Annotated in this window: 27 protein-coding genes, 2 tRNA genes, 1 other RNA gene and 1 pseudogene; 18 read left to right on the top strand and 13 right to left on the bottom strand. The window is 72.6% G+C overall.

Annotated elements, in window-relative coordinates; genetic code table 11:
- Positions 1-29 precede the first annotated feature (29 nt).
- On the top strand, positions 30-1,175 hold the full coding sequence (dnaN, locus tag AB0K34_RS16505) for a DNA polymerase III subunit beta (protein WP_364549389.1): 1,146 nt from the start codon (positions 30-32) through the stop codon (positions 1,173-1,175).
- On the opposite strand, the gene AB0K34_RS16500 is transcribed toward dnaN, so the two are convergent.
- A complete protein-coding gene (locus AB0K34_RS16500) occupies positions 1,142-2,062 on the bottom strand; it encodes a hypothetical protein (RefSeq protein ID WP_364549387.1) in 921 nt (306 codons plus the stop codon). The genes dnaN and AB0K34_RS16500 overlap by 34 nt on opposite strands.
- Positions 2,063-2,274: 212 nt before the next feature.
- Entirely contained in the window at positions 2,275-2,838 is a 564-nt protein-coding gene (locus tag AB0K34_RS16495) for an XRE family transcriptional regulator (RefSeq protein ID WP_301173844.1), read from the bottom strand.
- A gap of 139 nt (positions 2,839-2,977) precedes the next feature.
- Here AB0K34_RS16495 and AB0K34_RS16490 point away from each other — a divergent pair, with 139 nt between their 5' ends.
- The 3 genes from AB0K34_RS16490 to AB0K34_RS16480 all read left to right on the top strand — a co-directional run bounded on the left by AB0K34_RS16490 (position 2,978) and on the right by AB0K34_RS16480 (position 5,025).
- Positions 2,978-3,385 carry an HIT family protein gene (locus AB0K34_RS16490; protein ID WP_301173845.1) on the top strand — a complete coding sequence of 136 codons (408 nt, stop codon included), beginning with the start codon at positions 2,978-2,980 and terminating at the stop codon, positions 3,383-3,385.
- A 96-nt stretch (positions 3,386-3,481) separates the two neighbouring features.
- Positions 3,482-4,162: a phenylalanine--tRNA ligase beta subunit-related protein gene (locus AB0K34_RS16485; protein ID WP_364549384.1), complete on the top strand. Its 681-nt coding sequence runs from the start codon at positions 3,482-3,484 to the stop codon at positions 4,160-4,162.
- Complete coding sequence (locus AB0K34_RS16480; RefSeq protein ID WP_364549381.1) at positions 4,162-5,025, top strand: EamA family transporter; 864 nt, start codon at positions 4,162-4,164, stop codon at positions 5,023-5,025. The genes AB0K34_RS16485 and AB0K34_RS16480 overlap by 1 nt, the downstream gene beginning before the upstream one ends.
- Before the next feature lie 60 nt (positions 5,026-5,085).
- Here AB0K34_RS16480 and AB0K34_RS16475 read toward each other — a convergent pair.
- The 3 genes from AB0K34_RS16475 to AB0K34_RS16465 all read right to left on the bottom strand — a co-directional run bounded on the left by AB0K34_RS16475 (position 5,086) and on the right by AB0K34_RS16465 (position 6,132).
- Positions 5,086-5,170 (bottom strand) — tRNA-Ser (locus AB0K34_RS16475).
- A 10-nt stretch (positions 5,171-5,180) separates the two neighbouring features.
- Positions 5,181-5,618: a tRNA adenosine(34) deaminase TadA gene (gene tadA, locus AB0K34_RS16470; protein ID WP_138641694.1), complete on the bottom strand. Its 438-nt coding sequence runs from the start codon at positions 5,616-5,618 to the stop codon at positions 5,181-5,183.
- 76 nt (positions 5,619-5,694) lie between these two features.
- Entirely contained in the window at positions 5,695-6,132 is a 438-nt protein-coding gene (locus AB0K34_RS16465; RefSeq protein ID WP_138641689.1) for a hypothetical protein, read from the bottom strand.
- 186 nt (positions 6,133-6,318) lie between these two features.
- Here AB0K34_RS16465 and AB0K34_RS16460 point away from each other — a divergent pair, with 186 nt between their 5' ends.
- On the top strand, positions 6,319-7,644 hold the full coding sequence (locus AB0K34_RS16460) for an alkaline phosphatase family protein (protein ID WP_364549379.1): 1,326 nt from the start codon (positions 6,319-6,321) through the stop codon (positions 7,642-7,644).
- A gap of 60 nt (positions 7,645-7,704) precedes the next feature.
- Here the strand turns inward: AB0K34_RS16460 and AB0K34_RS16455 are convergent, their stop codons facing one another.
- Entirely contained in the window at positions 7,705-8,190 is a 486-nt protein-coding gene (locus tag AB0K34_RS16455) for a tRNA adenosine deaminase-associated protein (RefSeq protein WP_138641691.1), read from the bottom strand.
- Positions 8,191-8,345: 155 nt separating this feature from the next.
- Positions 8,346-8,558, bottom strand: coding sequence for a hypothetical protein (locus tag AB0K34_RS16450; protein ID WP_138641692.1), 213 nt, complete (start codon positions 8,556-8,558; stop codon positions 8,346-8,348).
- Between the two features lie 309 nt (positions 8,559-8,867).
- Between AB0K34_RS16450 and upp the strand changes: the two genes are divergently transcribed.
- The 7 genes and pseudogenes from upp to AB0K34_RS16415 all read left to right on the top strand — a co-directional run bounded on the left by upp (position 8,868) and on the right by AB0K34_RS16415 (position 15,201).
- Positions 8,868-9,506 carry a uracil phosphoribosyltransferase gene (upp, locus tag AB0K34_RS16445; RefSeq protein ID WP_301173848.1) on the top strand — a complete coding sequence of 213 codons (639 nt, stop codon included), beginning with the start codon at positions 8,868-8,870 and terminating at the stop codon, positions 9,504-9,506.
- A gap of 192 nt (positions 9,507-9,698) precedes the next feature.
- Positions 9,699-9,956 carry a hypothetical protein gene (locus AB0K34_RS16440; RefSeq protein WP_138642380.1) on the top strand — a complete coding sequence of 86 codons (258 nt, stop codon included), beginning with the start codon at positions 9,699-9,701 and terminating at the stop codon, positions 9,954-9,956.
- Positions 9,957-10,094: 138 nt separating this feature from the next.
- Positions 10,095-10,253: a hypothetical protein gene (locus tag AB0K34_RS16435; protein ID WP_171069554.1), complete on the top strand. Its 159-nt coding sequence runs from the start codon at positions 10,095-10,097 to the stop codon at positions 10,251-10,253.
- 7 nt (positions 10,254-10,260) lie between these two features.
- Positions 10,261-10,770, top strand: a pseudogene (locus AB0K34_RS16430) (PH domain-containing protein); the annotation flags it as partial.
- A gap of 507 nt (positions 10,771-11,277) precedes the next feature.
- Complete coding sequence (locus tag AB0K34_RS16425; protein WP_301173849.1) at positions 11,278-12,759, top strand: helix-turn-helix transcriptional regulator; 1,482 nt, start codon at positions 11,278-11,280, stop codon at positions 12,757-12,759.
- A 154-nt stretch (positions 12,760-12,913) separates the two neighbouring features.
- Entirely contained in the window at positions 12,914-13,621 is a 708-nt protein-coding gene (locus AB0K34_RS16420) for a FadR/GntR family transcriptional regulator (protein WP_138641452.1), read from the top strand.
- A 320-nt stretch (positions 13,622-13,941) separates the two neighbouring features.
- Positions 13,942-15,201, top strand: coding sequence for an MFS transporter (locus tag AB0K34_RS16415; RefSeq protein ID WP_138641451.1), 1,260 nt, complete (start codon positions 13,942-13,944; stop codon positions 15,199-15,201).
- Positions 15,202-15,207: 6 nt separating this feature from the next.
- On the opposite strand, the gene AB0K34_RS16410 is transcribed toward AB0K34_RS16415, so the two are convergent.
- From AB0K34_RS16410 to AB0K34_RS16400, 3 genes are all read right to left on the bottom strand, one after another.
- Positions 15,208-15,516 carry a type II toxin-antitoxin system VapB family antitoxin gene (locus tag AB0K34_RS16410; RefSeq protein ID WP_138641450.1) on the bottom strand — a complete coding sequence of 103 codons (309 nt, stop codon included), beginning with the start codon at positions 15,514-15,516 and terminating at the stop codon, positions 15,208-15,210.
- Positions 15,517-15,732: 216 nt separating this feature from the next.
- A tRNA-Ser gene (locus AB0K34_RS16405) sits at positions 15,733-15,817 on the bottom strand.
- 10 nt (positions 15,818-15,827) lie between these two features.
- The gene (locus tag AB0K34_RS16400; protein WP_364549371.1) at positions 15,828-16,172 is read right to left on the bottom strand and encodes a DUF952 domain-containing protein; all 345 of its coding nucleotides are present in this window, start codon (positions 16,170-16,172) and stop codon (positions 15,828-15,830) included.
- Between the two features lie 59 nt (positions 16,173-16,231).
- On the opposite strand from AB0K34_RS16400, the gene ffs reads away from it, so the two are divergent.
- An RNA gene (gene ffs, locus AB0K34_RS16395) (signal recognition particle sRNA small type) lies at positions 16,232-16,327 on the top strand.
- Between the two features lie 38 nt (positions 16,328-16,365).
- Positions 16,366-18,453: a DNA polymerase III subunit gamma and tau gene (locus AB0K34_RS16390; protein ID WP_364549369.1), complete on the top strand. Its 2,088-nt coding sequence runs from the start codon at positions 16,366-16,368 to the stop codon at positions 18,451-18,453.
- A gap of 56 nt (positions 18,454-18,509) precedes the next feature.
- On the opposite strand, the gene AB0K34_RS16385 is transcribed toward AB0K34_RS16390, so the two are convergent.
- Complete coding sequence (locus tag AB0K34_RS16385) at positions 18,510-19,715, bottom strand: FAD-dependent oxidoreductase (protein WP_364549366.1); 1,206 nt, start codon at positions 19,713-19,715, stop codon at positions 18,510-18,512.
- 148 nt (positions 19,716-19,863) lie between these two features.
- Positions 19,864-20,442 carry a sugar O-acetyltransferase gene (locus AB0K34_RS16380; RefSeq protein WP_364549364.1) on the bottom strand — a complete coding sequence of 193 codons (579 nt, stop codon included), beginning with the start codon at positions 20,440-20,442 and terminating at the stop codon, positions 19,864-19,866.
- 189 nt (positions 20,443-20,631) lie between these two features.
- Between AB0K34_RS16380 and AB0K34_RS16375 the strand changes: the two genes are divergently transcribed.
- Genes AB0K34_RS16375 through AB0K34_RS16365 form a run of 3 tightly spaced genes read left to right on the top strand, consistent with a single transcriptional unit; the run spans position 20,632 to position 22,234 of the window.
- On the top strand, positions 20,632-21,039 hold the full coding sequence (locus tag AB0K34_RS16375) for a YbaB/EbfC family nucleoid-associated protein (protein WP_138635548.1): 408 nt from the start codon (positions 20,632-20,634) through the stop codon (positions 21,037-21,039).
- Positions 21,040-21,084: 45 nt separating this feature from the next.
- Positions 21,085-21,684, top strand: a complete 600-nt coding sequence (gene recR, locus AB0K34_RS16370) for a recombination mediator RecR (RefSeq protein ID WP_131936043.1) — start codon at positions 21,085-21,087, stop codon at positions 21,682-21,684.
- On the top strand, positions 21,677-22,234 hold the full coding sequence (locus AB0K34_RS16365) for a DUF5063 domain-containing protein (protein ID WP_138635547.1): 558 nt from the start codon (positions 21,677-21,679) through the stop codon (positions 22,232-22,234). The genes recR and AB0K34_RS16365 overlap by 8 nt, the downstream gene beginning before the upstream one ends.
- 31 nt (positions 22,235-22,265) lie before the next feature.
- On the opposite strand, the gene AB0K34_RS16360 is transcribed toward AB0K34_RS16365, so the two are convergent.
- Positions 22,266-22,622 carry a hypothetical protein gene (locus tag AB0K34_RS16360; protein WP_138635546.1) on the bottom strand — a complete coding sequence of 119 codons (357 nt, stop codon included), beginning with the start codon at positions 22,620-22,622 and terminating at the stop codon, positions 22,266-22,268.
- Positions 22,623-22,826: 204 nt separating this feature from the next.
- On the opposite strand from AB0K34_RS16360, the gene AB0K34_RS16355 reads away from it, so the two are divergent.
- Entirely contained in the window at positions 22,827-24,101 is a 1,275-nt protein-coding gene (locus AB0K34_RS16355; RefSeq protein WP_138635545.1) for an aspartate kinase, read from the top strand.

Below are 24,101 nucleotides of genomic sequence, written 5' to 3'. Positions count from 1 at the left end.
AGACGCTCACCGATGGAAGGCTGACCGAGGTGGAGTTCCGAGTCGACCGGCAGACGCTCGCCGACGCCGTCGCATGGGCGGCGCGGACGCTCCCGGCGCGTCCCGCCCTCCCCGTCCTCGCGGGCATGCTCATCGAGGTGACCGACGAGGGCGAGCTCACGCTCGCCGGGTTCGACTACGAGGTGTCGGCCCACGCCCGTGAGGACGCCGACGTCGCCGAGCCGGGCCGGGCGCTCGTCCCGGGCCGGCTCCTCGCGGACATCGTCCGGAACCTCCCGCCGCACCCCGTGGAGGTGTTCACCAAGGGCTCCGAGGTGGTGGTCCGCTGCGGCCCCGCCGAGTTCGGCCTGCTGACGCTGCCCGTCGAGGACTACCCCACCCTCCCCGAGCCGCCCGCCCGCGCCGGCACCGTCCCCGGCGACCTGTTCGCCGCCGCCGTCGCCCAGGTCACCCCGGCCGCCGGGCGCGACGACACGCTGCCCATGCTCACCGGCGTCCGCGTCGACATCGAGGGCGACACGATGTGGCTGGCCTGCACCGACCGCTACCGCATCGCCGCCCGCGAGCTGACCTGGTCGCCCGACGACCCCGCCTTCACCGCCGGCGTCGTCGTGCCCGCCCGCACCCTCGCCGACACCGCCAAGGCGATCAAGCGCGGCGCGGAGGTCGCGATCGACCTCGGCGGCGCCGGCGACACCCTCATCGGCGTCTCCGGCGGCGGCCGCCGCATGACCAGCCGCCTGCTGGACGACCAGTACATCAACTACCGGTCGCGGCTCACCGGCACCTGGACGTCCGTCGCCGAGATCCGCGTCGCGCCGTTCGTCGAGGCGATCAAGCGCGCCGCCCTCGTCACCGAGCGCGGCACCCCGATCCGGCTGGCCTTCACCGCCGACGAGGTCCGCATCCGCGCCGCCACGGGCGACTCCGCCCGCGCCAACGAGGCCCTGCCCGCGTCCCTCACCGGCGAGGACATCGACATCGCGTTCGCCCCCCAGTTCCTCCTGGACGGCCTCGCCGGTATCGACACCGAGTACGCCCGCCTCGAATGCGCCGGCCCCACCAAGGCCGCCCTCCTCACCGCCATCCCCGACAAGAAGGACGACGAGGAAGCCCCCGAAGAAACCGACACCGGCTACCGCTACCTGGCCATGCCCGTCCGCCTGACCTCCTGACCCGCCCCACGCATCGGCCGGGGCACGGACCGCAGGACGGCGGCCATCAGCGTCAAGCCGACCGCGATGCTCACCAGGTGCTGCACGACGGCCACCGACGTGTACTCGGCGGTCACGAAGCCCCCGGGCCGGAGGATCGCCATCGGCAGCTTCCAGCCGCTCCACGCGAACAGCGAGCCCGAAGCCGCGAAGGCCAGCGTCATGGGAACCCACCGCGGCAGCCGGGCGGGCCGACCGAGCGTGAGCGCCCACACGCTCCACGCGCCGAGCAGGGCCCACAGCGCCGAACTCCCGTTCAGCAGCCGCCCGTTCAGATCCCAGTGATCGCGGTGGGCCGGGTCGAGGCCGACCGTCCCGCCCAGCGCCCAGTACGTCCAGAGCAGCCCCAGCGCGACGGCCGCCGCCCCCGCCACCGCGACCACCGGCGACGGACGGCCAGGCCCGTCCCCGACCCGGCCGGCGAACGCCCTCGGCCATCGCTCCCGCAGGTAGACCGGCACGGCCACGGCCAGCCCGGCGGCCATCCCGATGAAGCCGATCGTGAGGAAGACCGTCTCCCACTGCGGAACCGAGCCGGAGTCATCCGATCCCGAACCGCCCCCGCCCGAGCCGCCCCCGAACGCGCCGATCACCCCGCTGACCAGCGCGTACGGAAGCATCGGAACCAGGAAGCCCGACCCCACCCACGAGAAGAAAACGACCGGTGCGGCGGGCAGCCGGCGCCCCCAGGGCCGGGCCAGCGCCAGCCCCAGCACGACCCCGGTCACCGCCATCACCACGGTGACGGAGTTGAGCGCCACCCAGTCCGCGGTGCCGAAGTCGTCCGGACGGTGCCCGAGTAAGGCCGCCGCGACCCACACGACCTTGACGACGAGATACAGCGCCATGCTGAGCGCTGCGCCATATCCGGCGAACCGACCCACGGCGCTCCACCGCGCGTCCACTGCTGGAAGCCTTGCCGAACCCTCCACCTCGGACTCTCCCCGCTTGAGACCCGACCGACAACGGCGAGCCTCCCGGAGCCGTCCGTCCCGAAGCACCCGCCACGGAAGGAAATGCGGCAGATCCACTCCCCCGTACGGGGGAAGCAAGACGGGACTTAGAGGTCCAGCACGGCGAGGATGAAGCGGACCTCGTCGTCGCCGGCATTCCCGTACGAGTGAGGACGGTCGCCGACGAACACGGCCGCGGCCCCCTCCTCGACGAGATCCGTCCGGCCGTCCACCCCGAGCGTCAGCGTGCCCTGCTCCACGTAGACGATCTCCTTGGTGCCGGGCACATGCGCGTCGCTCTCCCGCGTCTCCCCGGGTTGCAGCACCCAGTTCCACAGCTCCAGCGACGGCCTCGGGTCGCTCCCGGCCAGCAGCGTCCCCGTCCCGCCGCGCTCGCCCTCCCACAGGACGACGTGCCGCTCCGGCCGGAACATCCGCACCGGCGGCTCCTCCTCCACCTGCACGAGCCGCGTCAGCGGCACACCGAGCGCGTCCGAGATGCGGATGAGCGTGCCCAGGTTCGGGTTGCCGCGCCCCTGCTCCAGCCCGACCAGCACGCCCTTGCTCACCCCGGCGCGTCCGGCCAGCTCGTCCAGGCTCCATCCGTGACCGGCCCGCAGCGCCCGCACGGTCCGCGCGACGGCCTCCCCGATCGCCTCCTGCCCGCTCAAGCGCCCTCCCGGCCCCATCGTCTCCGCACGACCAGTCTCCCGCAGCACCACCCGGCCCCGAACCGGCGGCACACGCTCTCCGCCCCGCCGCCCGTGCGCGTTATGGCGGATGCGAAGGCGCCGGTGAATCATCAGGCGGATGAACCCCTGCACCTTCTGCGAGATCATCGCCGGCCGGCTGCCGTCCTACCGCGTGGCCGAGGACGAGCACACGGTCGCATTCCTGGACATCGCACCTGCCAACCCAGGGCACACCCTCGTCGTACCGCGCGCGCACGCGGCGAACATCTGGGACATCCCCGCAGCCGCCTACGGTCAGGTGGCGCAGATGGTCCACAAGGTCGCTGCCTTGCTGAGCGCGACCCTCGCACCGGACGGCCTCAACATCGTCCAGGCCAACGGTGAGGCGGCCTGGCAGGAGGTGTTCCACCTCCATGTCCACCTCGTTCCCCGTTGGCACGGTGACGACCTACGCCTGATGTGGCACGCGACGGAGGCGGAACCCGACGAACTGGCTCAAGTCCAGCGGCGCTTGACCGCCACCTGACGGACCCCGCCTAGACAGGGATCCCCACCGGTCGTTGTTCGGACGAGGCCGCGGTCGGTCGGTATAGTGGTATCGGCGTTTCATTAAAGTGACCGTATGGAGGGTTCGAGGATGTTGGAGCAGGTCGTCGTGGACGAGGCCGTGCGGGAACTGCGTCCCGACTTCGCCGTGCTCGTGATGACCGCGGAGGGGCTGGCGAACGGGCCCGGGGACGCGGAGTCGGAGGGGTGGCTGGCCGAGGCGGCGGCGACGGCGGACGCCGAGGACCCGCACGTCGAGGCGTGGCGCGAGGCGTACCGGGCGTTCGGCGCCAAGCCGCAGCGGACGCGACCGTCGGTCGACGCGCTGCTCCGGCGCGCGGACGCGCTGCCGACCATCAACAAGGTCGTGGACGCCTACAACGCGGTGAGCGTCGCGTACGCGCTGCCGATCGGCGGCGAGGACCTCGACGCCTACCGGGGACCGGCGCGCCTGGTCCGGGCCTCGGGGGACGAGCCGTTCGACGTCATCGCGGGCGGGGAGCCCGCCGTCGAGCACCCGAACGCGGGCGAGGTCGTGTGGCGCGACGACGCCGGCGTGACGTGCCGGCGGTGGAACTGGCGCCAGTGCGTCCGGACGCGGCTGACGGAGGACACGAAGAACGGCCTGTTCCTGCTGGAGAGCCTCGCGCCCTACCCGATGGAGCGGCTGACCGAGGCGGGCGACCGCCTGGCGGAGCTGCTGCGCGCGATCTCGCCGGACGTCCGGATCGGAAGTCGGCTGCTCGGCGGGCGGTGATGGTCACCGTCCTCGCGCTGAGCGCCGCGCTCGCCTACGGGGTCGCCGACTTCCTCGGCGGCGCCGTGGCGCGCAAGTCCACGGCGTTGAAGGCGCTGACCTGGTGCGTCCCGATCGGGCTCGTGGTGGTGCTGGTGGCCGCACTGCTCGGCGGCGGGAGCGCGAGCCCCGGGCCGCTGGCGTGGGGGTTCGCGGCGGGGATGAGCGGCGGCGCCGGCCTGATCGCGTTCTACCGGGCGCTGGCGCGAGGGCCGATGAGCGTGGTGGCGCCGGTGTCCGCGCTGGCGGCGGCGGTGCTGCCGGTCGCCGTGGGCATCGCGAAGGGCGAGCGGCTGGACGCGTCCGTGCTCGTCGGAGTGCTGCTGTGCCTCGTCGCGATCGGCCTGGTCAGCATGGAGGCCGGCGACGGCGGCGAGGCCGCCGCAGGCCGCCGGCTGGACTCCGGCCCGATCATGGCCGCCGTCTCCGGCATCTGCTTCGGCGTCTTCTTCGTCCTGCTGGAGGCGGCGGGGGACCGCAGCGGCCTGTGGCCGATCGTCGGCGCCCGCGTCGGCAACCTGCTCGTCGTGGTCGCGGCGGTGGTGTTCCTGCTCGCGCGCGGCCGCGGCCTCGGCCCGCGGGTGTCCGGACGGACGCTGATCGGGCTCGCGCTGCTGTCCGGGAGCCTGGACGCGGGCGCGAACGTCCTGTACTTCCTCGCGGTGCACGACGGCCTGCTGAGCCTGGCCGCCGTCCTCACCTCGCTCTACCCGGCGATCACGGTGCTGTTAGCGCGGATCGCCTACAGCGAGCGCCTGCGCGCCGTCCAACGCGTGGGCCTCCTCGTGGCCGCGGCCGGTGTGGCCCTGGTCACGGTCGGCTGAGCCACCCAGAGCAAAGGGCACGAGAAAGGGCCGCGACTCCGTCGCGGCCCTCGTTGTGAGCGGTGGTGGTGGGATTCGAACCCACGGAAGGTTGCCCTTCACACGCTTTCGAGGCGTGCGCCCTCGTCCACTAGGCGACACCACCGCGGGAGAGCCTACCCGACTCTGCGGCGCGCGAAGAACTCGATAAGCGGTGCGGCGCACTCGTCGGCCATCAGTTCGGCGATCACCTCGGGCCGGTGGTTGAGGCGCCGGTCCCGGACGACGTCCCACAGCGACCCGATCGCGCCCGCCTTCGGGTCGACCGCCCCGTACACGATCCGGTCGACGCGCGCCTGGACGGACGCCCCCGCGCACATCGTGCAGGGCTCCAGCGTGACGACCAGCGTGCAGCCGGACAGCCGCCACGTGCCGAGGGACGCCGCCGCCTCCCGCAGCGCGACGATCTCCGCGTGCCCGGTGGGGTCGGCGGACGCCTCGCGGTCGTTGCGGCCGGTGCCGATGACCTCGCGGGACGCGTCCAGCACGACCGCCCCGACGGGGATCTCCCCCGCCTCGGCGGCGGCGCGCGCCTCGTCCAGCGCCCGCAGCATCGCCGGGACGTACCGCGCGAGGACGGGATCGGTCACACCGCCCGCCGGATCGGAGGCGTTCGCGGGACGGCGGGGCTCAGTCACGGAGGCGGTCGAATTCCTCGCCGAAGCCGGCCTGCTCGGCGACCGCGAGGAGCGCGTCGCCGGGCAGCGCGCGCTCGCCGAGGTCGGCGAGCCGCTTGGCCTCGACGCCGAGGTCTTCCAGCAGGGCCGGGTCGCCGCCGGAGTCGCCGTCCGGGACCTCGCCGACGAGCTGCTGGAACAGCGCGCCGAGCCCGTCCTCGCGGATGGTGGACACGAAGGCGCGGGGCTCGTCCTCCCCGTCCAGCCGGACGACCGCGAACCAGTCGTCGTCCTGCTCGATCAGCAGCAGCACCGGGTCGCCGTAGGACTCGACGGCGGCCTCGCGCATCAGGTCGGCGACGTCGTCGACGTGGTCGGCCTCGGCGAGCACGGCCTCGGCGCCGACCCAGCCCTGCGGGGTCCGCGCGAACACGGCGGCGAAGTAGGACACGTGCTCATTGTGACCCACGGGGATGTCGCGGTCACACCCCTCGTGCGCGGTCGAATCCGGACACCGCTCCCCGGCCACGGTTGTGAATAAACTTCAGGTTCTGTCCGGTGGCGGACGGCTGCCGTCCTTCCCCCGCGTCCCGGAAGTCCGGATACTGCACAGCGGTCCCCATCCGGGAGGAACGCCATGAGCGCGGACGAACTGAGCAGGCGCGGGTTTCTGGCGGGGACGGCGGGCGCCGCGGCGATCCTGGCGGCGGGCGCCGCCGGCGGGTCGTCCACCGAGGCCCACGCCGCCCAGCTCGCCGCGACGAAACGGGCACCGGTCGCCGAACTCCCCGATCCGGCGGAGTCCGGCATCGACCACATCGTGGTCGTGATGATGGAGAACCGGTCCTTCGACCACTATCTCGGCTGGCTCCCAGGCGCGGACGGCCGCCAGGCCGGCCTCACCTTCACCGACGCCGACGGCAACGAGCACGGCACCCACCATCTGAAGGTGCCGTGGGGCTGCGGCTTCCAGGACCCCGACCACTCCTACGCGGGCGGACGCGTCGAGTACAACGACGGCAAGTGCGACGGATGGCTGCGCGCCGGGAACAACGACGTGTTCTCCATCGGCTACTACGAGGGCCCCGACCTGGGCTTCCACGGTCACGCCGCGCTCGACTGGACGGTCTGCGACCGCTACTTCCCCGCGATCATGTCGTCCACGTTCCCCAACCGGATCTACCAGCACGCGGCGCAGACCGACCGGATCTCCAACTCGCTGACGATCTCCGAGACCACCACCATCTGGGACCGGCTGAAGGCCAAGGGCGTCTCCTGCCGCTACTACTTCAGCGACGTCCCGTTCACCGCGCTGTGGGGGCTCCGCCACCTCGACATCAGCCGGAGCATCTGGGAGTTCCGCGCCGACGCCCTCGCCGGGCGGCTGCCCGCGGTCAGCTTCGTCGAGCCCGGCTTCCTCGGCGAGATCTTCCTGCCCGGCATGTCCGAGGACGAGCACCCGCTCGCCGACATCCGGTTCGGGCAGGCGTTCCTGAACGAGGTCTACACGGCGCTCGTCACGTCGCCGAACTGGCCGCGCACCCTCTTCATGATCAACTACGATGAGTGGGGCGGGTTCTTCGACCACGTCCCGCCGCCCACCGGCCCCGACCCGCGCCCCGACCTCGGCACCGGGCTGCGCGGCTTCCGCGTCCCGTGCCTGCTGATCTCGCCGCGGGCCCGGCGCGGCGCCGTCGCGCACGAGGTGTACGACCACACGTCCGTGCTGAAGGCGATCGAGTGGCGCTGGGGCCTGGAGCCGCTGACCGTGCGGGACGCCGCCGCCCGCAACATCGCCGAGGTCCTCGACTTCACCGACCCGCCGGACACGCGCGCGCCCCGCTATGACGCCAGGCGCCCCATCAGCCTCGGCTGCCTGGACCCCGCCCACAGCCACACGGGCGACGACTGGGCCGGCCTGCACGATTACGCCCGAACCCACGGTTTCCCGACATCCGCCTGATCAGGGACTGCCGGACGCGGCCTACGACGTCAGGCGCGCAGGGGCCGAGAGAACAGGGGATCAGGGGACGGCGTCGAGGGCGCGCTCGAAGGCCGGCGCGAAACCGACGCGGCCGGCGATGCTGAGCAGCATCTCGTCCGGGTACAGCTCCAGGTCGCCGGAGATCGCGCCGAGCTCCATCTCGTCCAGCCCCAGGTCGGCGAAGATCGACATGTCGCCGACCGGGAGGACCTGGTCGAGCTCCTCGTCCTCCGGGATCGGGATGTCGAGGTAGTCGAGCACCTGGCCGGCCAGCGGCCAGTCGACCGAGGCCGTGACGTCCGACAGGAACACCATGACGTCGTCGCCGAGGAGCCGGATCGCGACGAAGAAGTCGTCGCCGACCGAGACCAGCCCGACCGTGCCGCCGAGGCTCGGCTGCTGGCGCAGGGCATGGATCAGCCCCGCGAGGTCCTCGGTCAGCGCCACCGGGAGGATCTCGGCCTCCCAGCGCTCGTCTTCCCGGTACACCACGACGGCGAAGTCCGTCGCGTCCACATCCGTCATTTCCACCCCACCGGCGCGTCTCCTGCCAGGGCATGGTCGCAGATGCGGCGCGCAGACGCGTGCCCCACCGTCAAACTCGGCGCCGCACCCGGCGGTCAGACCGGGAGTCGGCACCACGTACTGGTACCTGGCGCCAAGAACCTATCCAATCCCCATCAATTGATGCGGAAGGTGCGGCGCCGCAGGGCCGCGTGGATCCGCGCGCGGCGGGACCGGTGCGGCGTCACCCGGGCGCGCAGCTCGCGGGCCTCCGCCAGCTCGCGCAGGAAGACGGCTCTGCGGCGCAGATGCTCGCGCACCTGCTCGGGGGAGATGTCGCCCTGCGGGCCGGGGCGCGGCGCGGGCTCCTCGCCTGTGACTTCGGTCACCGGGGCGCCCGCCGCGGGGAGAGCGGCCTCGGAGGCGGCGTCTGAGGCGGAGGCGGGAGTGGCGGGTTCGGAGGGTCCTGGAGCGGTGGCCGGCGGGGGCGCGGCCTCCCGCGACGGGCCCGGCGGTCCGGCCGGACGGGGGGAGGCGGGCGGGCCGGGCGCGCCGGACGCGGATTCGCGCGGCCCCGCAGGTCCTCTCGGCTGGTGCTCGCTCTCGCTGTTCATACCGCCATACTGCCCAGCTCAGCGGCGTCCTATCCTAGATCGGCAAGGTCCGGCCGGGCGGCCCGGGTGGGCTACGGTGACCCCATGCAGACCCTCGCCGTCGACCACCCCCTCGTCGCGCACAAGCTCACCACGCTGCGGGACGTCCGCACCGACTCCCCCACCTTCCGGCGCCTGGCGGACGAGCTGGTCACCCTGCTCGCCTACGAGGCCACGCGCGACGTCCGGGTCGCGGAGGCGACCGTCCGGACCCCCCTCGTCGAGACGCACGGCGTCCAGCTGGCGAGCCCGAAGCCGCTCGTCGTGCCGATCCTGCGCGCCGGCCTCGGGATGCTGGACGGGATGACGCGGCTGCTCCCCACCGCCGAGGTCGGCTTCCTCGGCATGATCCGGGACGAGGGCACGCTGCAGGCCCAGACGTACGCGACCCGCCTGCCGGACGACCTGTCCGGGCGGCAGTGCTACGTCCTCGACCCGATGCTCGCCACCGGCGGGACGCTCGCCGCCGCGATCCGGCTGCTGATCGACCGCGGCGCCGACCACGTCACCGCGATCTGCCTGCTCGCCGCCCCCGAGGGGCTGGAGTACCTGGAGCGGGCGTTCGCCGACATCTCGGCGCCGGTCCGGGTGGTCACCGCGGCGATCGACTCGCACCTGGACGAGCAGGGCTTCATCATGCCCGGCCTCGGGGACGCGGGGGACCGCCTGTACGGCGTCGTCTGACCCGGCCCGGCCGCGCCGCCGCCTCCCGCCCCCACCCCCCCCCCGAGACCCGACGTGACCTGCGATGTTCGTTCCCGGGCCCAGGGGGTACCACACGGCTACGGAACGCCGTGCGCGTTCCCTCCGCCGTCCCGGCACAGGGGACCGTCAACGGACCGGGCGGCGCGAGCGATTTCGAGTCGAGGTCACACGATGGCTCACCAAGGGGACGATCGGCCGCGCTACGCCGCGATCGGCGAGCGGCTCACCGAGGAGTTCGACGGGGTGCACGGCGCCGACACGGTGGAGCGGTGCGTCTCCGCCGCGCGTTACGGAGCCGAAGAGGTGACGGGGTCGGCGCCGCCCGATCTCGTGGAGCGCATCGCGCGCCGCCACCTGGAGGTGCTCGCGACGGTCGCGGCCGAGAAGCGCCGCAAGGCGAGCCGGTCGTCGCTGGACAACGCGCCATAGCCGGCCGCGCACGTGCCACCGGCCGGGCTCCGCGGGGGCCTTCGGTGGCGGCAACGCGCTACATCCCTTGCTTTGCCGGTCGGACACGCTGTGCGAAACTGAACCGGGGTCCGTGAGTCGACGCTCCGGGAGGCAGCCGTGCCCGCAAAGAAGTACATGACATGGGCCGCGGTGGCCTTTGTGGCCTTCTACGTCATCCAGCAGCCGGACGGCGCGGCGCAGACCGTGGAGACGGCGGCCAACGGCCTCGCGTCCGCAGCCGGCTCCCTGGCCACCTTCGTCAACGCGCTCGCCTGAGGCCGGGATGAGACTCGTCACCCCCGGCGACTCGGCGCCCGCGTCGGTCAACAAGTACCTGCTCCCGCACGAGAACCAGGTGATCACGGTGCGGCGCCACCCGGCCGTGCTGATGGTCCCAGTCGGGCTCGTCCTCGGCGGCCTGATCATCGCGGGCGTGCTGAGCAACACCGTCGCCAGCGACGCGGGCAAGGTGATCAGCTGGATCTGGTGGGGCTGGCTGCTCCTGCTCGCCTGGTTCGTCTGGCGCGTCGCGGAATGGTCGGTCGACTACTTCGTCATCACCAACCAGCGGATGCTGCTGACCACGGGCCTGATCACCCGCAAGGTCGCGATGATGCCGCTGGCCAAGGTCACCGACATGAGCTTCAAGCGGACGATCGCGGGCCGCATGCTCGGCTACGGCGAGTTCATCCTGGAGTCCGCCGGCCAGGACCAGGCGCTCACCAACGTGGACTACCTGCCCTACCCCGAGCAGCTGTACCTCGAAGTCTGCGAGATGATCTTCCCGAACAAGAACCCGGAGCCGGTGGAGAAGACCCTCCCGCCGCCCCCGCCGCCGCGCCGGCCGAAGAAGACCGAGGACGTCCCCGCCGCCCCCGGCCCCAAGGACGGCGCCGACCCCGAGGCGTGACCCCACCGCTCAGGATGGCGGCCCGCGCGCAACCGCACGACGGGCCGCGTCGATCGCCCGTGGCCTGGTCGGGGGCGAGCGCGCGGTAGACGCCCCCGGTGGCGCGATGGCCGGAAAGCGCGGCGGACTGGTCAATATCGGCGGTGACCGAGATCTTGTCCGCCCGTTCGGATACCGTCGGGGAGGTGACAGACGTCGCGACCGCCGGACGACCGGCCGGTACGAACCGGCGCACCACCGCGTTCCAGCAGCGTGCGCGCGGGCGCCGGACGGGTCCGCGCCGGCGGGCCTCTTCCATCCCCGCTTCCTTGCTCTCGATGTGCGATAACGCGCAATGTGCAATCATGTCGGCACCCCAGCCGCCTGTTTACTTCCGCTAAGTGAGTCCACATGCCGGGTCCAGGCAATGTCGGCGAACGTGTCCGCAACCTGCGGCTGACCAGACGCTTGTCGCAGGCACAGCTCGCCGGTCACGACCTTTCCGACAGCTACATCTCCCTCATCGAGTCGGGTAAGCGCACACCGACCCCGACGGTGCTGCGCATGCTCGCCGAGCGCCTCGGCTGCACCCCGGAGTACCTCGCGGAGGGGGTGGAGCCGGAGCAGCGCGCGCACCTGGAGGTGCGGGAGCGGCACGCCCACCTCGCGCTGCTGCGCGGCGACGCCGCCACCGCCGAGGCCGGCTTCGACGAGGTGATCGCCCGCAGCGACGACCCGGACCTCACGTCCCGCGCCCGCTGGGGGCGCGCCCGCGCCCTGGAGGAGCTGGGCCGGACGGACGCCGCGATCGCGCTGTTCGAGGAGCTGCGCGAGCAGGCCGAACGCGACCCGGGCCGGGCCAGCTGGCTGCCGCCCGTGATCGCGCTTGCCCGGTGCTACCACACCGTCGGCGACCTGGGGCAGGCCATCGCGCTCGGCGAGCGCGCCGTCGAACGGCTCGAACAGCTCGGGCTCGGCGTCGGCAACGAGTTCACCGAGGCCGGGCGCATCCTGCTGCTCGCCTACGTGGACCGTTCTGACCCGGCGCGCGCGCACGACCTCGGCAGGCGGCTCCTCCACCCCGACGACTCCGCCGAGGCCGAGCCGGTGAGCGTCCACTACCAGCGGGCGAGCATGCGGGCCCTGGAAGAGGGCACCGTCGGCGATTCCCTCTACTTCGCCGACCAGGCGCTCGCGGCACGTACGGATGCCACGCCTGTGCAGAGCCAGGCCCGTCTGGCCCTTGCCGGCGCCAAAGCACTGCTCAGGGGCGTCCTGCCGTTCTCGGTCGTCGCGGCGCCGGGTGCCATGCCGTCCGGTGAGTTCGGCGTCGAGCGTCCGCGCGCCGAAGGGTCCCGTGAGGCCGCGCAGGAGGCCCTGGCTCTCCTCCAGGCCACGGGGGACCTCGAAGGAGACGAGTTCACCGAGAGCACCATCGCCAAGGCGCGCGCGCTGGTCCTCATGGGCGAGCTGGACGACGCGATCGCCACGCTGGAGCAGTTCCTCAACACCGGCCTGGCCCTCGCTCCTCCGACGAGCACCCACAGCGTGACGCCGCAGCCCGGCAGCGACCTCGCCGTCCGCACGCAGAAGAGCGTGCTGGCCAGGCTCGTCCTAGCGCGGGCCCGTGTCGCCCAGGGCGACCACACGGCCGCCCAGGTGGTGCTGCGCGCCGCGTCCGAGCAGCTCGCGATGCTGGCTTCGGGCCGTCCGGCGGCACATCTCTACAGGGAACTGGGCGAGCTCTTCGAACTCGTCCAGGACAGCGAGAGCGCGGCCACCGCCTACCGTCAGGCGCTCCAGGCGGCGGGTCTCTCCGCGTCCCAGCTCATGTCGGCGTCCGGTGCGCGGGCTCCGTCCTTCCACGGCCAGCACGACGACCCCGCCCTCTGACACCGGCACACCGTCCGAGGACCGCCACCGCTGACCCGTGCACGCCTGCGGGCGCGAGGCCGGTGTGAGGCATCTCCCGTCGAACGGGAACAAATCCAGCCTGATCACGCTTTACCCTTAAACGTAGGATGACTGGTTGACCGGAGGTTGGACGATGACGTTGCGCACGGCTCGGCGGTCCTCCCTGGTCGACCAGGTGATCGCCCAGCTCAGGGACGAGATCGTCGGCGGGAACTGGCCGGTCGGTGCCAAGATCCCGCCGGAGCCCGTGCTGGCGGAGTCGCTGGGCGTCGGCCGCAACACCGTCCGCGAGGCCGTCCGCGCGCTCACCCACGCGGGCCTCCTCGAAAGCAGGCAGGGCGACGGGACGTACGTGCGCGCGACGAGCGAGCTGTCCGGGGCCGTCCGGCGGCGCCTGGAGCGGGCGGAGCTCATCGAGATCCTGGAGGTCCGGCGCGGGCTGGAGGTGGAGGCCGCGCGGCTCGCCGCGACCCGCCGCACCGAGGCCGACATCGCCGCCATCGCGGTCGCCCTCGGCCGCCGCGACGCCGCGCTGGCCGCCGGCGCTCACGAGACGTTCGTCGAAGCGGACCTCGCCTTCCACATGGCCGTGGTCGAGGCCACCCACAACCGCGTCCTGACGGACCTGTACCGCGACTTCAGCGCCGCGCTGCGGGCCAGCATCGGGACCGCCGGCGCCCTCCTCGAACACACCGACGTCCCGCACGGCCCCATCGCCGCCGCCGTCGAGGGCGGCGACGCGGACGCCGCGACCCGCGCCACCCACGCGTGTCTGGACCAGATCCTCGCCACCGCACTCGCCGGCCCCCGGCCGGGACGCGAGGCCGTGCATGAGCCCTGACCCCCGCGATCCGGAGCGCCGCGACGGCGACGTGATGCGGCCCCCTTGCCGCGCCGCGACCGCCTGACGAGCGTCCGACACCGAGGCCCGTGAGCGGGCCGGACCAACACACCGCGCGTCACCCGGACGCGCGGCCCACCGAAGACTTCTCGCCCTGAGCAGGGGAGAACGCCGCTCCTGCGGCCGTCTCCCGCCCCGACGACGGGATCAGTGCGCATGCCGCGCCCGATCGTTCCCGGCCGTGCCGCGAAGGCGAACGACGACGACGAAGAAGACGTGCCCGGCCCCCGCCGGTGCGGACAGACGATGAGCAAGGTGAGATGAACAGTTCTGCGACGACTCCGGTTTCCCGCGCCACGGCCGTCTGGTCGCTGGTCGGGCTGGTCCTGCTGACGGTCAACCTGCGGGCGGCGATCACCGGCATCGCCCCCGTGCTCGGCGAGCTGCGGGACGTCTTCGGGCTGTCGGGCGCCGAAGTGGGCGTCCTCACCACGCTGCCGGTGCTGTGCCTGGGCGTCTTCGCGGCCGTGGCGCCGCTCGCGGCGCGCCGGTTCGGCGCCGAGACCGCCATCGCCGGCTCCCTCGTCATGATCACCGCGGGGATCGTGCTCCGCGTGGTGCAGTCCCCGGTGTCGCTGTTCGTTGGAACGATCCTGGCGGGCGCGGGGATCGCGATGGGCAACGTCCTCATGCCGGCCGTCATCAAGCGCGCGTTCCCGACCCGCGTGGGCTCGCTCACCGGCCTCGCCATGATGCTCATGGCGGCCAGCGGCGCCATCGCGGCCGGGCTCGCGGTCCCGCTGGACGAGGCGGGCGGCTGGCGGCTCGCGCTCGCCATCTGGGCCGTCCCGTCCCTGATCGCCGTGCTGGTCTGGGGGCCGCTCGCGCTCCGCGTCCGCCGCGAGCCGCGCGCCGCGGCACCGGCCGCCGCCGCCCCGCGCGGCGAGGGATCGCTGCTGCGCTCCCCGACCGCCTGGCACGTCGCGGCCTTCATGGGGCTGGCGTCGCTGATGTTCTACGTGCTGATGTCGTGGCTGCCGGAGATCATGCAGGACGCCGGGTTCGCGCCCGCGGCCGCCGGGATGATGGTCTCCGCGATGCTGATCGTCGGGATCCCGCTGGGGTTCGTCGTCCCGGTGTTCGCGGCGCGGCTGCGCGACCAGCGCCCCCTCGTCGTCGCCGTCGCCGCGACCATGGTGGTGGGCGTCGGCGGGCTGATGCTCGCTCCGTCCGCCGGCTGGACCTGGGTGATCGTCCTCGGCCTCGGCACCGGCAGCGCGTTCCCGCTGGCGTACACGCTGCTCAGCCTGCGCTCGCCGAGCCCGCACGTGGCGGCGGCGCTGTCCGGGATGGCGCAGACGGGCGGCTATCTCCTCGCGGGCGCCGGCCCGCTCGCGGTCGGGGTGCTGCACGACGCCACGGGCGGCTGGAACGTCCCGCTGGTGCTGCTGCTCGCGCTGGTCGTGCCGGAGGTCGTGTTCGGGCTGCTGGCGGCGCGCCCCGGGTTCGTCCAGCCGGCGCGTCAGCGCACCGGCCCGAAGCACGCCCGCGCTCTGGAGCCCGCCGCCCGGACCCGCTGACCGGCGTCAGCTCATGTCGACGGCGTCCAGGTCCAGGACGCGCGCGTGCAGGACCTGCCGCTGGTGCAGTGCGGCCCGCAGTGCCCGGTGCAGGCCGTCCTCCAGGTAGAGCTCACCGTGCCACTGGACGACGTGCGGGAACAGGTCGCCGTAGAACGTGGAGTCCTTGGAGAGCAGCGACTGGAGGTCCATCTCCCGCTTGGTGCTGACGAGCTGGTCGAGGCGGACCTGGCGGGGCGGGATCTTGGCCCAGTCCCGGGACGAGAGCCCGTGGTCCGGGTAGGGCCTGCCATCACCGACCGCCTTGAAGATCACACTTCGAGTCTACGGCGTCGGCCCCACCCGGAGAAGGCAACGCAACAACATGCGTCACTCGACTTACGGACTCAGTAAACCAGTTACCGTGCAGGTCAACCGGCCCGTCACTAAGTTCCCTCCAGTCGCCGCCCTGCTGGCCGGGCACATGCGGAGCCGCTTGGGGCCGGGCATGCGAAAGGCCGGTGCCCGTGTCGGGCACCGGCCTCGGTGCGGCGGAGGATGCGAGATTCGAACTCGCGAGCGCTTGCACGCAACACGCTTTCCAAGCGTGCGCCCTAGGCCACTAGGCGAATCCTCCACGGGGAAGCCTACCGGGTCTCGGGCAGTGACCTGACATCGATTACGGCGGAGACCGGGATCGGTCCGTAGACGTGCGGGAAGACCGCGTCCCCGACGGGCTCGTGGCGGACGGGAGCGTCCAGGCGGGACACGTCGATGACCAGCAGAACCAGATCTTCCCGGTCGATACCGCCATAGAAGCGGGCGAGGACGCCGTCCACCTGGGACATGTCGGACGAGCAGTGGATGAAACCCTCGTCGTCCAGCGTCCGGCCCAGCGTGGACATGGTGTACGACACACCGGCGGCGCGGGCGGATTCCCAGTGGGTCCGTTCGGCGATGTGCAGGAGGGTGTCCTCGGATGCGGCGGGCATGAGGCGGAGACTACGCGGGAACCGTGGCAATCCACGGCCGGGGATGCCATAGACTCTGGGTAGACCCCTCGCATGGCGTCACCCTGTGAACCTCCCCAGGGCCGGAAGGCAGCAAGGATAAACAGGCTCTGGCGGGTGTGCGGGGGGTCCTTTCGCTTCTGACGCTCTGCTTCTCCAGGAGGGCGGACCCCCGATGAGTCTGGCGCTGTACCGCAAGTACCGGCCAGCGACGTTCGCCGAGCTGAAGGGACAGGAGCACGTCGCGGAGCCGCTGCAGCAGGCCCTGCGCAACGGCCGGATCAACCACGCGTACCTGTTCAGCGGTCCGCGCGGGTGCGGCAAGACGTCCAGCGCCCGGATCCTCGCCCGCTCCCTGAACTGCGAACAGGGGCCGACGCCCGACCCGTGCGGCAAATGCGACTCGTGCGTCGCGCTCGGCCCGTCCGGGACGGGGCACATCGACGTCATCGAGATCGACGCCGCGTCCCACGGCGGTGTCGACGACGCCCGCGACCTGCGGGAGCGCGCGTTCTTCGCGCCGGTCTCGGCGCGCTTCAAGGTGTACATCATCGACGAGGCGCACATGGTCACCCGCGAGGGCTTCAACGCGCTGCTGAAGCTCGTCGAGGAGCCGCCGCCGCACCTGAAGTTCGTGTTCGCGACGACCGAGCCCGAGAAGGTCATCGGGACGATCCGCTCCCGGACCCACCACTACCCGTTCCGGCTGATCCCGCCCGGCGTGCTGCAAGAGCTCGTCGAGGAGATCCTGAAGGCGGAGGACGTCCCCTACGAGACGTCCGCGCTGCCGCTGGCGGTGCGCGCGGGCGCCGGCTCCGCCCGCGACACGCTGTCGATCCTGGACCAGCTCCTCGCCGGGTCGGACGAGAAGGGCATCACCTACGCGCGGGCCGTCTCGCTGCTCGGCTACACCGACTCCGCCCTGCTGGACGAGGTCATCGCGGCCTTCGCGGCCCGCGACGGCGCCGCCGTCTTCGCCGCGATCGACCGCGTCGTCGAGAGCGGCCAGGACCCGCGCCGCTTCACCGCCGACCTGCTGGAACGCGTCCGCGACCTGGTGATCCTGTCGAACGTCCCCGAGGCGGGCGGGACGGGCCTGCTGAACGTCCCGCCGGACGAGCTGGAGGCGATGCGGCGCCAGGCGTCCTCCATGGGCCCGGGGGAGCTGACCCGCGCCGCCGACCTGCTGCACACCGGCCTCACCGAGATGCGCGGCGCCACGTCCCCGCGGCTGCTGCTGGAACTGATCTGCGCCCGCATCCTGCTGCCCGCCGCCTACGAGGACGAGGCGTCCATGTTCGCCCGCCTCGACCGCCTGGAGCGCCAAGCCTCCCAGGGCGCCCTCGCCGCACCGTCCGAGGGCATGGCTCCGGCGTTCACGCCGCCGCCCGCCCCGGCTCCGGCCCCCGCGCCGCCCCAGGCCGAGCGGCCCGCACCGCCGCCCGCCGCGCCTGAGCGTCCGGCCGAATCCCGCCCGGCCCCGCCCGCGGAGCCTCGCCCGGCCCCGCAGGAACAGCCCCGCCCGGCCCCGCAGCCGGAGGCCCGACCGGCTCCGCCGCCGGCGGCGCAGCCGAGTCAGGCTCCGGCTGCCGGTGGGGGGATGGACTTCGGGACCGTCCAGCGGCTCTGGCCCGACGTGGTCGAGGCGGTCAAGCAGAAGAGCCGCGCCACCTGGATGACGATCATGTCCGGGGTCCAGCCGGTGTCGCTGGACGGCAAGGTCCTGACCCTGGGCTTCGACGCGGAGGGGCGCCGGCTGGGCTTCGTCAACGGCGGCCGCGAGACCGTCCTCCGCGAGGTCTTCAAGGAGCGGATGGGCGTCGACTGGCGCATCGAGACCGTCGTCGGAGGCGGTGGCGGCGGTGGTGGCGGCCGCCCCTCGAACCCAGGGCCCGGCGGCGGCGGGCGGCCGGGCGGGGGCTTCGGCAACGCGCAGTCATCCGGTTTCGGCGGATCCGCCCCGTCCGGGGGCTTCGGCAACGCGGCGCAGTCGGCACCGCAGTCCGCGCCCCAGGCCCGGCCCAACCCCGTCCCGCGCCCGGCGGACGGCGAGAGCGCGGCACGCCAGGCGGATCCGGGCCCCCTGCCCCCGCCGCCGGACGAGCCCCCGCCGCCTCCCGAGCCCGCGCCCATGGACGAGAGCGACGAGGTCGACCCCGAAGGCGACGCCGACGCCGACGGCACCGAGGCCGAGATGAACGGCATGGCCCTCATCCAGCGCGAACTCGGCGGCCAGATCATCCGCGAGATCGACAACTCCTGACCGCCGAGACGGCGCTCATGCCTTGACCATTTCCGCTGCAGGCGGCCCGATCGGGCCTAGCCGACCCTTTCGAGGACGGCCGGTGCCTCGGTGCGCAGGGCCTCCAGGGCCTTGCGGCGTCCGGCGCCTCCCTTGACGCGGTGCAGTTTGTACCCGCCGGGCTTGTGGGCCTCATCGGCCAGGTGCTTCACGATGCCCTTGCACACGGTCTCCTTCATCTTCGCTCCGAGGCGGCCGTCGATGTGGAGCCACACCGCGACGTCGGACCGGTTGCCGAACTGGAAGATGCCGGTGTGCTGGCCGAGGCTGATGCACTGCGCTCCGAACGATTGGTTGAGGGGCTCGGGCCGCTCCCCCGCCAACCGGCTGAGCACCGTGTCGGCGGCCCGCGCGCCCAGCGGCATTGCGGCCTGGCAGCTCATCCGGAGCGGCAGGCCCGACGGCGCCGCCGAGTCCCCGGCCGCGACGATGCGCTCGTCGTCCACGCTGGTCAGTGTCTCGTCCGTGAGCAGCCGTCCCAGGGCATCGGTGCTCAGCCCGCTGCGCGCGGCGAGGTCGGGGATGCCGAAGCCGGCGGCCCAGATGGTCACCGTGCTCGGCAGCTCCCGGCCGTCGGCGAGCCGCACCGTATCGGACGTCACCGCCGTCACCGTGGTGCCGGGGCCCTCCACGACCGTCACGCCGAGTTCCGCCAGCCGCCCGGCCACCGAACGCCGCCCGCGCGGGTGCAGGTACGGGCCGAGCACCCCGCCGCAGACCAGGGTCACGTCGCGGCCCTGCTCCGCCAGTTCGGCGGCCGTCTCGATGCCCGCCGGACCGGCTCCGACCACCGTCACCGCGGCCGACGCGGGCGCGGCGTCGAGGACCGGCAGCAGCCGCTGCGCCTCCTCCAGGCAGGCGATCGGGTACGCGAACTCGGCCGCGCCGGGCACCCGCGCACCGGTGCTGCCGCTGCCCGCCGCGTAGACCAGGTAGTCGTAGCCGACCGCGCCGCCGCTCGCCAGCTCCACGCCGCGTCCGGCCGCGTCGATCCGCGTCACGCTGTCGACCACCAGCCGGACGCCCTCCGCCAGGACCTCCCGGTAGTCGACGACGGCGGAGCCGGTCCCGCCGACCAGCTGGTGCAGGCGGACCCGGTGGACGAAGGACGGGCGCGGGTTGATCAGCGTCACGGTCACGTCGCCGCGCCGCGTCAGACGGTTGGCCGCCATGACACCGGCGTATCCGCCGCCGACCACGACCACATCGGTGTTCTCGGTCATGATGCCTCCCTCGCTTCGAGCGGTTCGAGCACAAGACGCCGCCCTGTCGCGCAATGTGACAGTGTGTGAGCGAGACCACGTCGCAGGCTGTGTCGCCGTCGAGGAGACCGTTGAGTCGGCCGAGAGCGGCGGTGAGGTCGCCGCGACCTCAGAGGGAGCGGATCACCCGGGCCGGGTTGCCCACGGCCACGACGTTCGCGGGGACGTCCTTCGTCACCACGGCGCCCGCGCCGATGACGCTGTTCTCGCCGATGGTCACCCCGGGCAGGACGATGGCGCCGCCGCCCAGCCAGACGTTGTCCTCGATCACGATCGGCTCGGCGGCCTCCAGCTTCGCCCGCCGCCGCTCCGGGTCGAGAGGGTGCGTCGGCGTGAGCAACTGCACGTTCGGGCCGATCTGGACATCGCTGCCGATCGTGATGGGCGCGACGTCCAGCGCGGTCAGGCCGAAGTTGGCGAATGTGCCGGAACCGACGGTGATGTAGGAGCCGTAGTCGACGTACAGGGGCGGACGGATATGGGCGTCCGGCGCGATCGAGCCGAGGAGGTCCTCCAGGATGGGGCGGGCCGCGTCCGGGTCGGTGGCGTAGACCTCGCCGTACCGGTGGGCCAGGGCGACGGCCCGCCTGGACGCCGCCTCCAGGTCGGGGTCGTCGGCGATGTAGAGGTCACCGGCCAGCATCCGCTCGCGGTTGCTGCGCGGGTCCCCGGCGAAGAAGTCGGTCATCGGCGCGAGCCTAGCCGGGCCCCCGCCCCGGGTTTGGCGCGGATCAAGCGTGGGAGCACTCTGGCCAAGATCGTGACCGGCGTACTTACCGCATCATGGCGCGAACCCGTAGTCTCGTGGGACGGACGTCCGGCGGCTGGCGGAGCGCCAGAGAGCAGGCCCTCGGGGGCCGGAAGTAGGGAGTGCACCGTGGAACCCGGTGGTCAGTTGAACATGCAGGAGCTTTTGCAGCAGGCCCAGGCCATGCAGCAGCAGCTCTTCACCGCGCAGCGCGAGCTCGCGGAGGCCGAGGTGCAGGGCACCGCGGGCGGCGGGCTCGTCACGGCGACGGTCAACGGGCAGGGCGAGGTCACGGGCCTGGCGATCGATCCGAAGGCGATCGACGCCGACGACCCGGCCGACACGGCGGAGACGATCGCCGATCTCGTCCTGGCCGCGATCCGCGACGCCGGACGCGCGGTGCAGGAACTCCAGCAGGAGAAGATGGGGCCGCTCGCGCAGGGGCTCGGCGGCGGCATGCCCGGCGGCGGTCTTCCCGGAGGCGGCCTGCCCGGCGGCTTCCCGGGCCTCGGCGGCGGTGGCGGCCAGGGCGCCTGAGCGCGAGCGACCAGGAAAGCGGACGACTAGGAAAGGAGGGGTCCGTTGTACGAAGGGGTGGTCCAGAACCTCATCGACGAGCTGGGCAGGCTGCCCGGCGTCGGCCCCAAGAGCGCGCAGCGGATCGCCTTCCACCTGCTCGCCGCCGACCCGGCCGACGTCGAACGGCTCGGGAAGGCGCTCAAGGAGGTCAAGGACAAGGTCCGCTTCTGCAAGACGTGCGGGAACGTCGCGGAGGAGGAGGAGTGCCGGATCTGCCGGGACGCCCGCCGCGATCCGCACGTCATCTGCGTGGTGGAGGAGTCCAAGGACGTCGTCGCGATCGAGAAGACCCGCGAGTTCCGCGGCACCTACCACGTGCTCGGCGGCGCGATCAGCCCGATCGAGGGCGTCGGCCCGGACGACCTGCGCATCCGCGAGCTGATGCAGCGGCTCGCGGACGGGACGGTCACCGAGCTGATCCTCGCCACCGACCCCAACCTGGAGGGCGAGGCGACCGCGACGTACCTCGCCCGGCTCGTCAAGCCCATGGGCCTTACCGTCACCCGTCTGGCCAGCGGCCTGCCGGTGGGTGGCGACCTCGAGTACGCGGACGAGGTGACGCTGGGCCGTGCATTCGAAGGACGGAGGCTGCTCGATGTCTGACACCAACAGCCCGCAGGACTGGAACGCCCTCGCCGAGCGCGTGGCGTGCCATGTCGACAACTACCTGAACGGACTGGAGGCGGTCGCCCGCGGCGACGGCGGGCGGCACACGATCCCGCTCCTCCTCCTCGAGGTGTCGCAGGTCATCCTGGCCGGCGCGCAGCTCGGCGCCAGCGCCGACGTCATCCTCCCGGACAACTGGGAGCCCGAGGTCGGCGACGACCCGGACCTGGACGCCGTCCGGCAGGGCCTGTCGGAGCGCCTCGTCGCGCTGGACGAGTACGCCGAGGTCTTCGACCCGTACAAGGACACCGAGACCACCGCCTACCGCCTGTCGGACGACCTGGTCGACGTCGCCAGCGACCTCGTCCACGGGCTGCGGCACTACAACCAGGACCGTCCCCTGGAGGCCCTGTGGTGGTGGCAGTACTCCTACTTCAACCACTGGGGCAACCACGCCGGCGCCGCGCTGCGGGCCCTGCACGCGTTCGTCGCGAACGCCCGCCTGGACGTCGCTCCGGAGGCCGAGGCGGAGGCCGCGCCCGCCTAGCCGCGCGCGCCCGGCGGGAGGCTGCGCCCGTCTAGCCGGACGCGCCGGGGCTCACCGGCGCGTCCAGCGCCGCCGCGACGACCTCGGCCGCCTTCTCGACGTCGGGTCCGATCCGCCCGCCGTCGGGCTCGTCCCAGGCGAACACGCCGAGGTCGCCGTCCCAGACGACCTGGGCGGTGCGGCCCCGGTAGCCGACGTTCAGGACGCCGCCGTCCGGACGCGCCGCGGACATCTGCGGCGCGCGCCGCCGCAGTGCCGCGTACAGCGCATGCAGCGGCCCCCTGCGCACCCTCGGCAGCTCGTCGAACGCGCCCATCGGCTCTCCCATCAGCTCGGACACCACGGCGCGCGCCCGCGCCCGGCCCAGGCCGCGGACGCGCCGGATCACCGGCGGGCGGCACGAACCGGGCGCGCCGCCCACACCCCGCCGCTACATAGACGCTTTGCCCTACCTTGTGGTGGTCCGCCGGGAACATTCGCCTCGCGCGGACCCCCGGCGGCCTCCGGCAGTTACCTGGTCGTGATCCATCGGAGCGGGCTCGGTAGACTCGACGTCCGGTACGCCTGACCCCGATCCGAGGAGCGCCCACTCGTGGCTCTTGTCGTGCAGAAGTACGGTGGCTCCTCCGTCGCCGACGCCGATGGCGTCAAGCGGGTCGCCCAGCGCATCGTCGCAACGAAGAAGGCGGGCAACGACGTGGTCGTCGTCGTCTCCGCCATGGGCGACACGACGGATGATCTCATCGATATGGCCAAGCAGGTCAGCCCCCTGCCGCCGGGCCGTGAGCTGGACATGCTGCTCACCGCCGGCGAGCGGATCTCGATGGCGCTGCTGGCCATGGCCATCGCGAACCTGGGCCACGAGGCCCGCTCGTTCACCGGCTCCCAGGCCGGCGTGATCACCGACGGCTCGCATGGCAAAGCCAAGATCATCGACGTGACGCCGGGCCGGATAAGGACCGCGCTGGACGAGGGCTCGATCTGCATCGTGGCCGGCTTCCAGGGCGTCTCGCAGGGCACCAAGGACATCACCACGCTCGGCCGCGGCGGTTCCGACACCACCGCGGTGGCGCTCGCCGCCGCGCTGGACGGCGACGTCTGCGAGATCTACTCCGACGTCGACGGCGTCTTCACCGCCGACCCGCGCATCGTGCCCGCCGCCCGTAAGATCCCGAAGATCTCCTACGAGGAGATGCTGGAGATGGCGGCGAGCGGTGCGAAGATCCTGCACCTGCGCTGCGTGGAGTACGCGCGCCGCTACAACATCCCGATCCATGTGCGGTCCTCGTTCAGTCAGAAGGAGGGCACGTGGGTCGTCGACAGCAGCGAGATCGAAGGACAGGACATGGAGCAGGCGATCATCTCCGGCGTCGCGCACGACCGGAGCGAAGCCAAGATCACCGTGGTCGGGGTCCCCGACAAGGTGGGTGAGGCCGCCACGATCTTCTCGGTGCTGTCCGAGGCCGAGATCAACATCGACATGATCGTGCAGAACGTGTCGGCGGCGTCCACCGGGCGCACCGACATCTCGTTCACCCTGCCGTCCACCGACGGGCAGAGCGCGCTGACCGCGCTGAACAAGCTGAAGGAGCGGATCGGCTTCGAGTCGCTGCGCTACGACGACCGCATCGGCAAGGTGTCGCTGATCGGCGCCGGGATGCGCTCGCACCCCGGCGTGACCGCGAAGCTGTTCAGCGCGATCGCCGAGGCCGGGGTGAACATCGAGATGATCTCCACCTCGGAGATCCGGATCTCGGTCGTCGTCGCGCAGGACGACATCGACACCGCGGTCGCCGCCGCGCACCACGCCTTCGACCTGGACTCCGACCAGGTCGAGGCCGTCGTCTACGGCGGCACCGGCCGCTGA

It is taken from the genome of Actinomadura sp. NPDC049382, from assembly GCF_040677125.1.
GTDB lineage: Bacteria > Actinomycetota > Actinomycetes > Streptosporangiales > Streptosporangiaceae > Spirillospora > Spirillospora geliboluensis.
The sequence above is the reverse complement of the archived record's forward strand: the minus strand, read 5'-3'. Positions and strand labels throughout refer to the sequence as shown.

Bases quoted from the DNA above. Each gene is read 5' to 3' on its own strand.
- AB0K34_RS16480 (WP_364549381.1), top strand. From the start codon at position 4,162: ATGGTCACCGTCCTCGCGCTGAGCGCCGCGCTCGCCTACGGGGTCGCC.
- AB0K34_RS16400 (WP_364549371.1), bottom strand. From the start codon at position 16,172: ATGCCCGCCGCATCCGAGGACACCCTCCTGCACATCGCCGAACGGACC.
- AB0K34_RS16415 (WP_138641451.1), top strand. From the start codon at position 13,942: ATGAACAGTTCTGCGACGACTCCGGTTTCCCGCGCCACGGCCGTCTGG.
- tadA (WP_138641694.1), bottom strand. From the start codon at position 5,618: ATGCTGCGGGCGCTGGACGAGGCGCGCGCCGCCGCCGAGGCGGGGGAG.
- AB0K34_RS16425 (WP_301173849.1), top strand. From the start codon at position 11,278: ATGCCGGGTCCAGGCAATGTCGGCGAACGTGTCCGCAACCTGCGGCTG.
- AB0K34_RS16455 (WP_138641691.1), bottom strand. From the start codon at position 8,190: ATGACGGATGTGGACGCGACGGACTTCGCCGTCGTGGTGTACCGGGAA.
- AB0K34_RS16490 (WP_301173845.1), top strand. From the start codon at position 2,978: ATGAACCCCTGCACCTTCTGCGAGATCATCGCCGGCCGGCTGCCGTCC.
- AB0K34_RS16420 (WP_138641452.1), top strand. From the start codon at position 12,914: ATGACGTTGCGCACGGCTCGGCGGTCCTCCCTGGTCGACCAGGTGATC.
- AB0K34_RS16500 (WP_364549387.1), bottom strand. From the start codon at position 2,062: ATGGCGCTGTATCTCGTCGTCAAGGTCGTGTGGGTCGCGGCGGCCTTA.
- AB0K34_RS16380 (WP_364549364.1), bottom strand. From the start codon at position 20,442: ATGACCGACTTCTTCGCCGGGGACCCGCGCAGCAACCGCGAGCGGATG.
- upp (WP_301173848.1), top strand. From the start codon at position 8,868: ATGCAGACCCTCGCCGTCGACCACCCCCTCGTCGCGCACAAGCTCACC.
- AB0K34_RS16385 (WP_364549366.1), bottom strand. From the start codon at position 19,715: ATGACCGAGAACACCGATGTGGTCGTGGTCGGCGGCGGATACGCCGGT.
- AB0K34_RS16440 (WP_138642380.1), top strand. From the start codon at position 9,699: ATGGCTCACCAAGGGGACGATCGGCCGCGCTACGCCGCGATCGGCGAG.
- AB0K34_RS16365 (WP_138635547.1), top strand. From the start codon at position 21,677: ATGTCTGACACCAACAGCCCGCAGGACTGGAACGCCCTCGCCGAGCGC.
- AB0K34_RS16460 (WP_364549379.1), top strand. From the start codon at position 6,319: ATGAGCGCGGACGAACTGAGCAGGCGCGGGTTTCTGGCGGGGACGGCG.
- AB0K34_RS16485 (WP_364549384.1), top strand. From the start codon at position 3,482: ATGGAGGGTTCGAGGATGTTGGAGCAGGTCGTCGTGGACGAGGCCGTG.
- AB0K34_RS16390 (WP_364549369.1), top strand. From the start codon at position 16,366: ATGAGTCTGGCGCTGTACCGCAAGTACCGGCCAGCGACGTTCGCCGAG.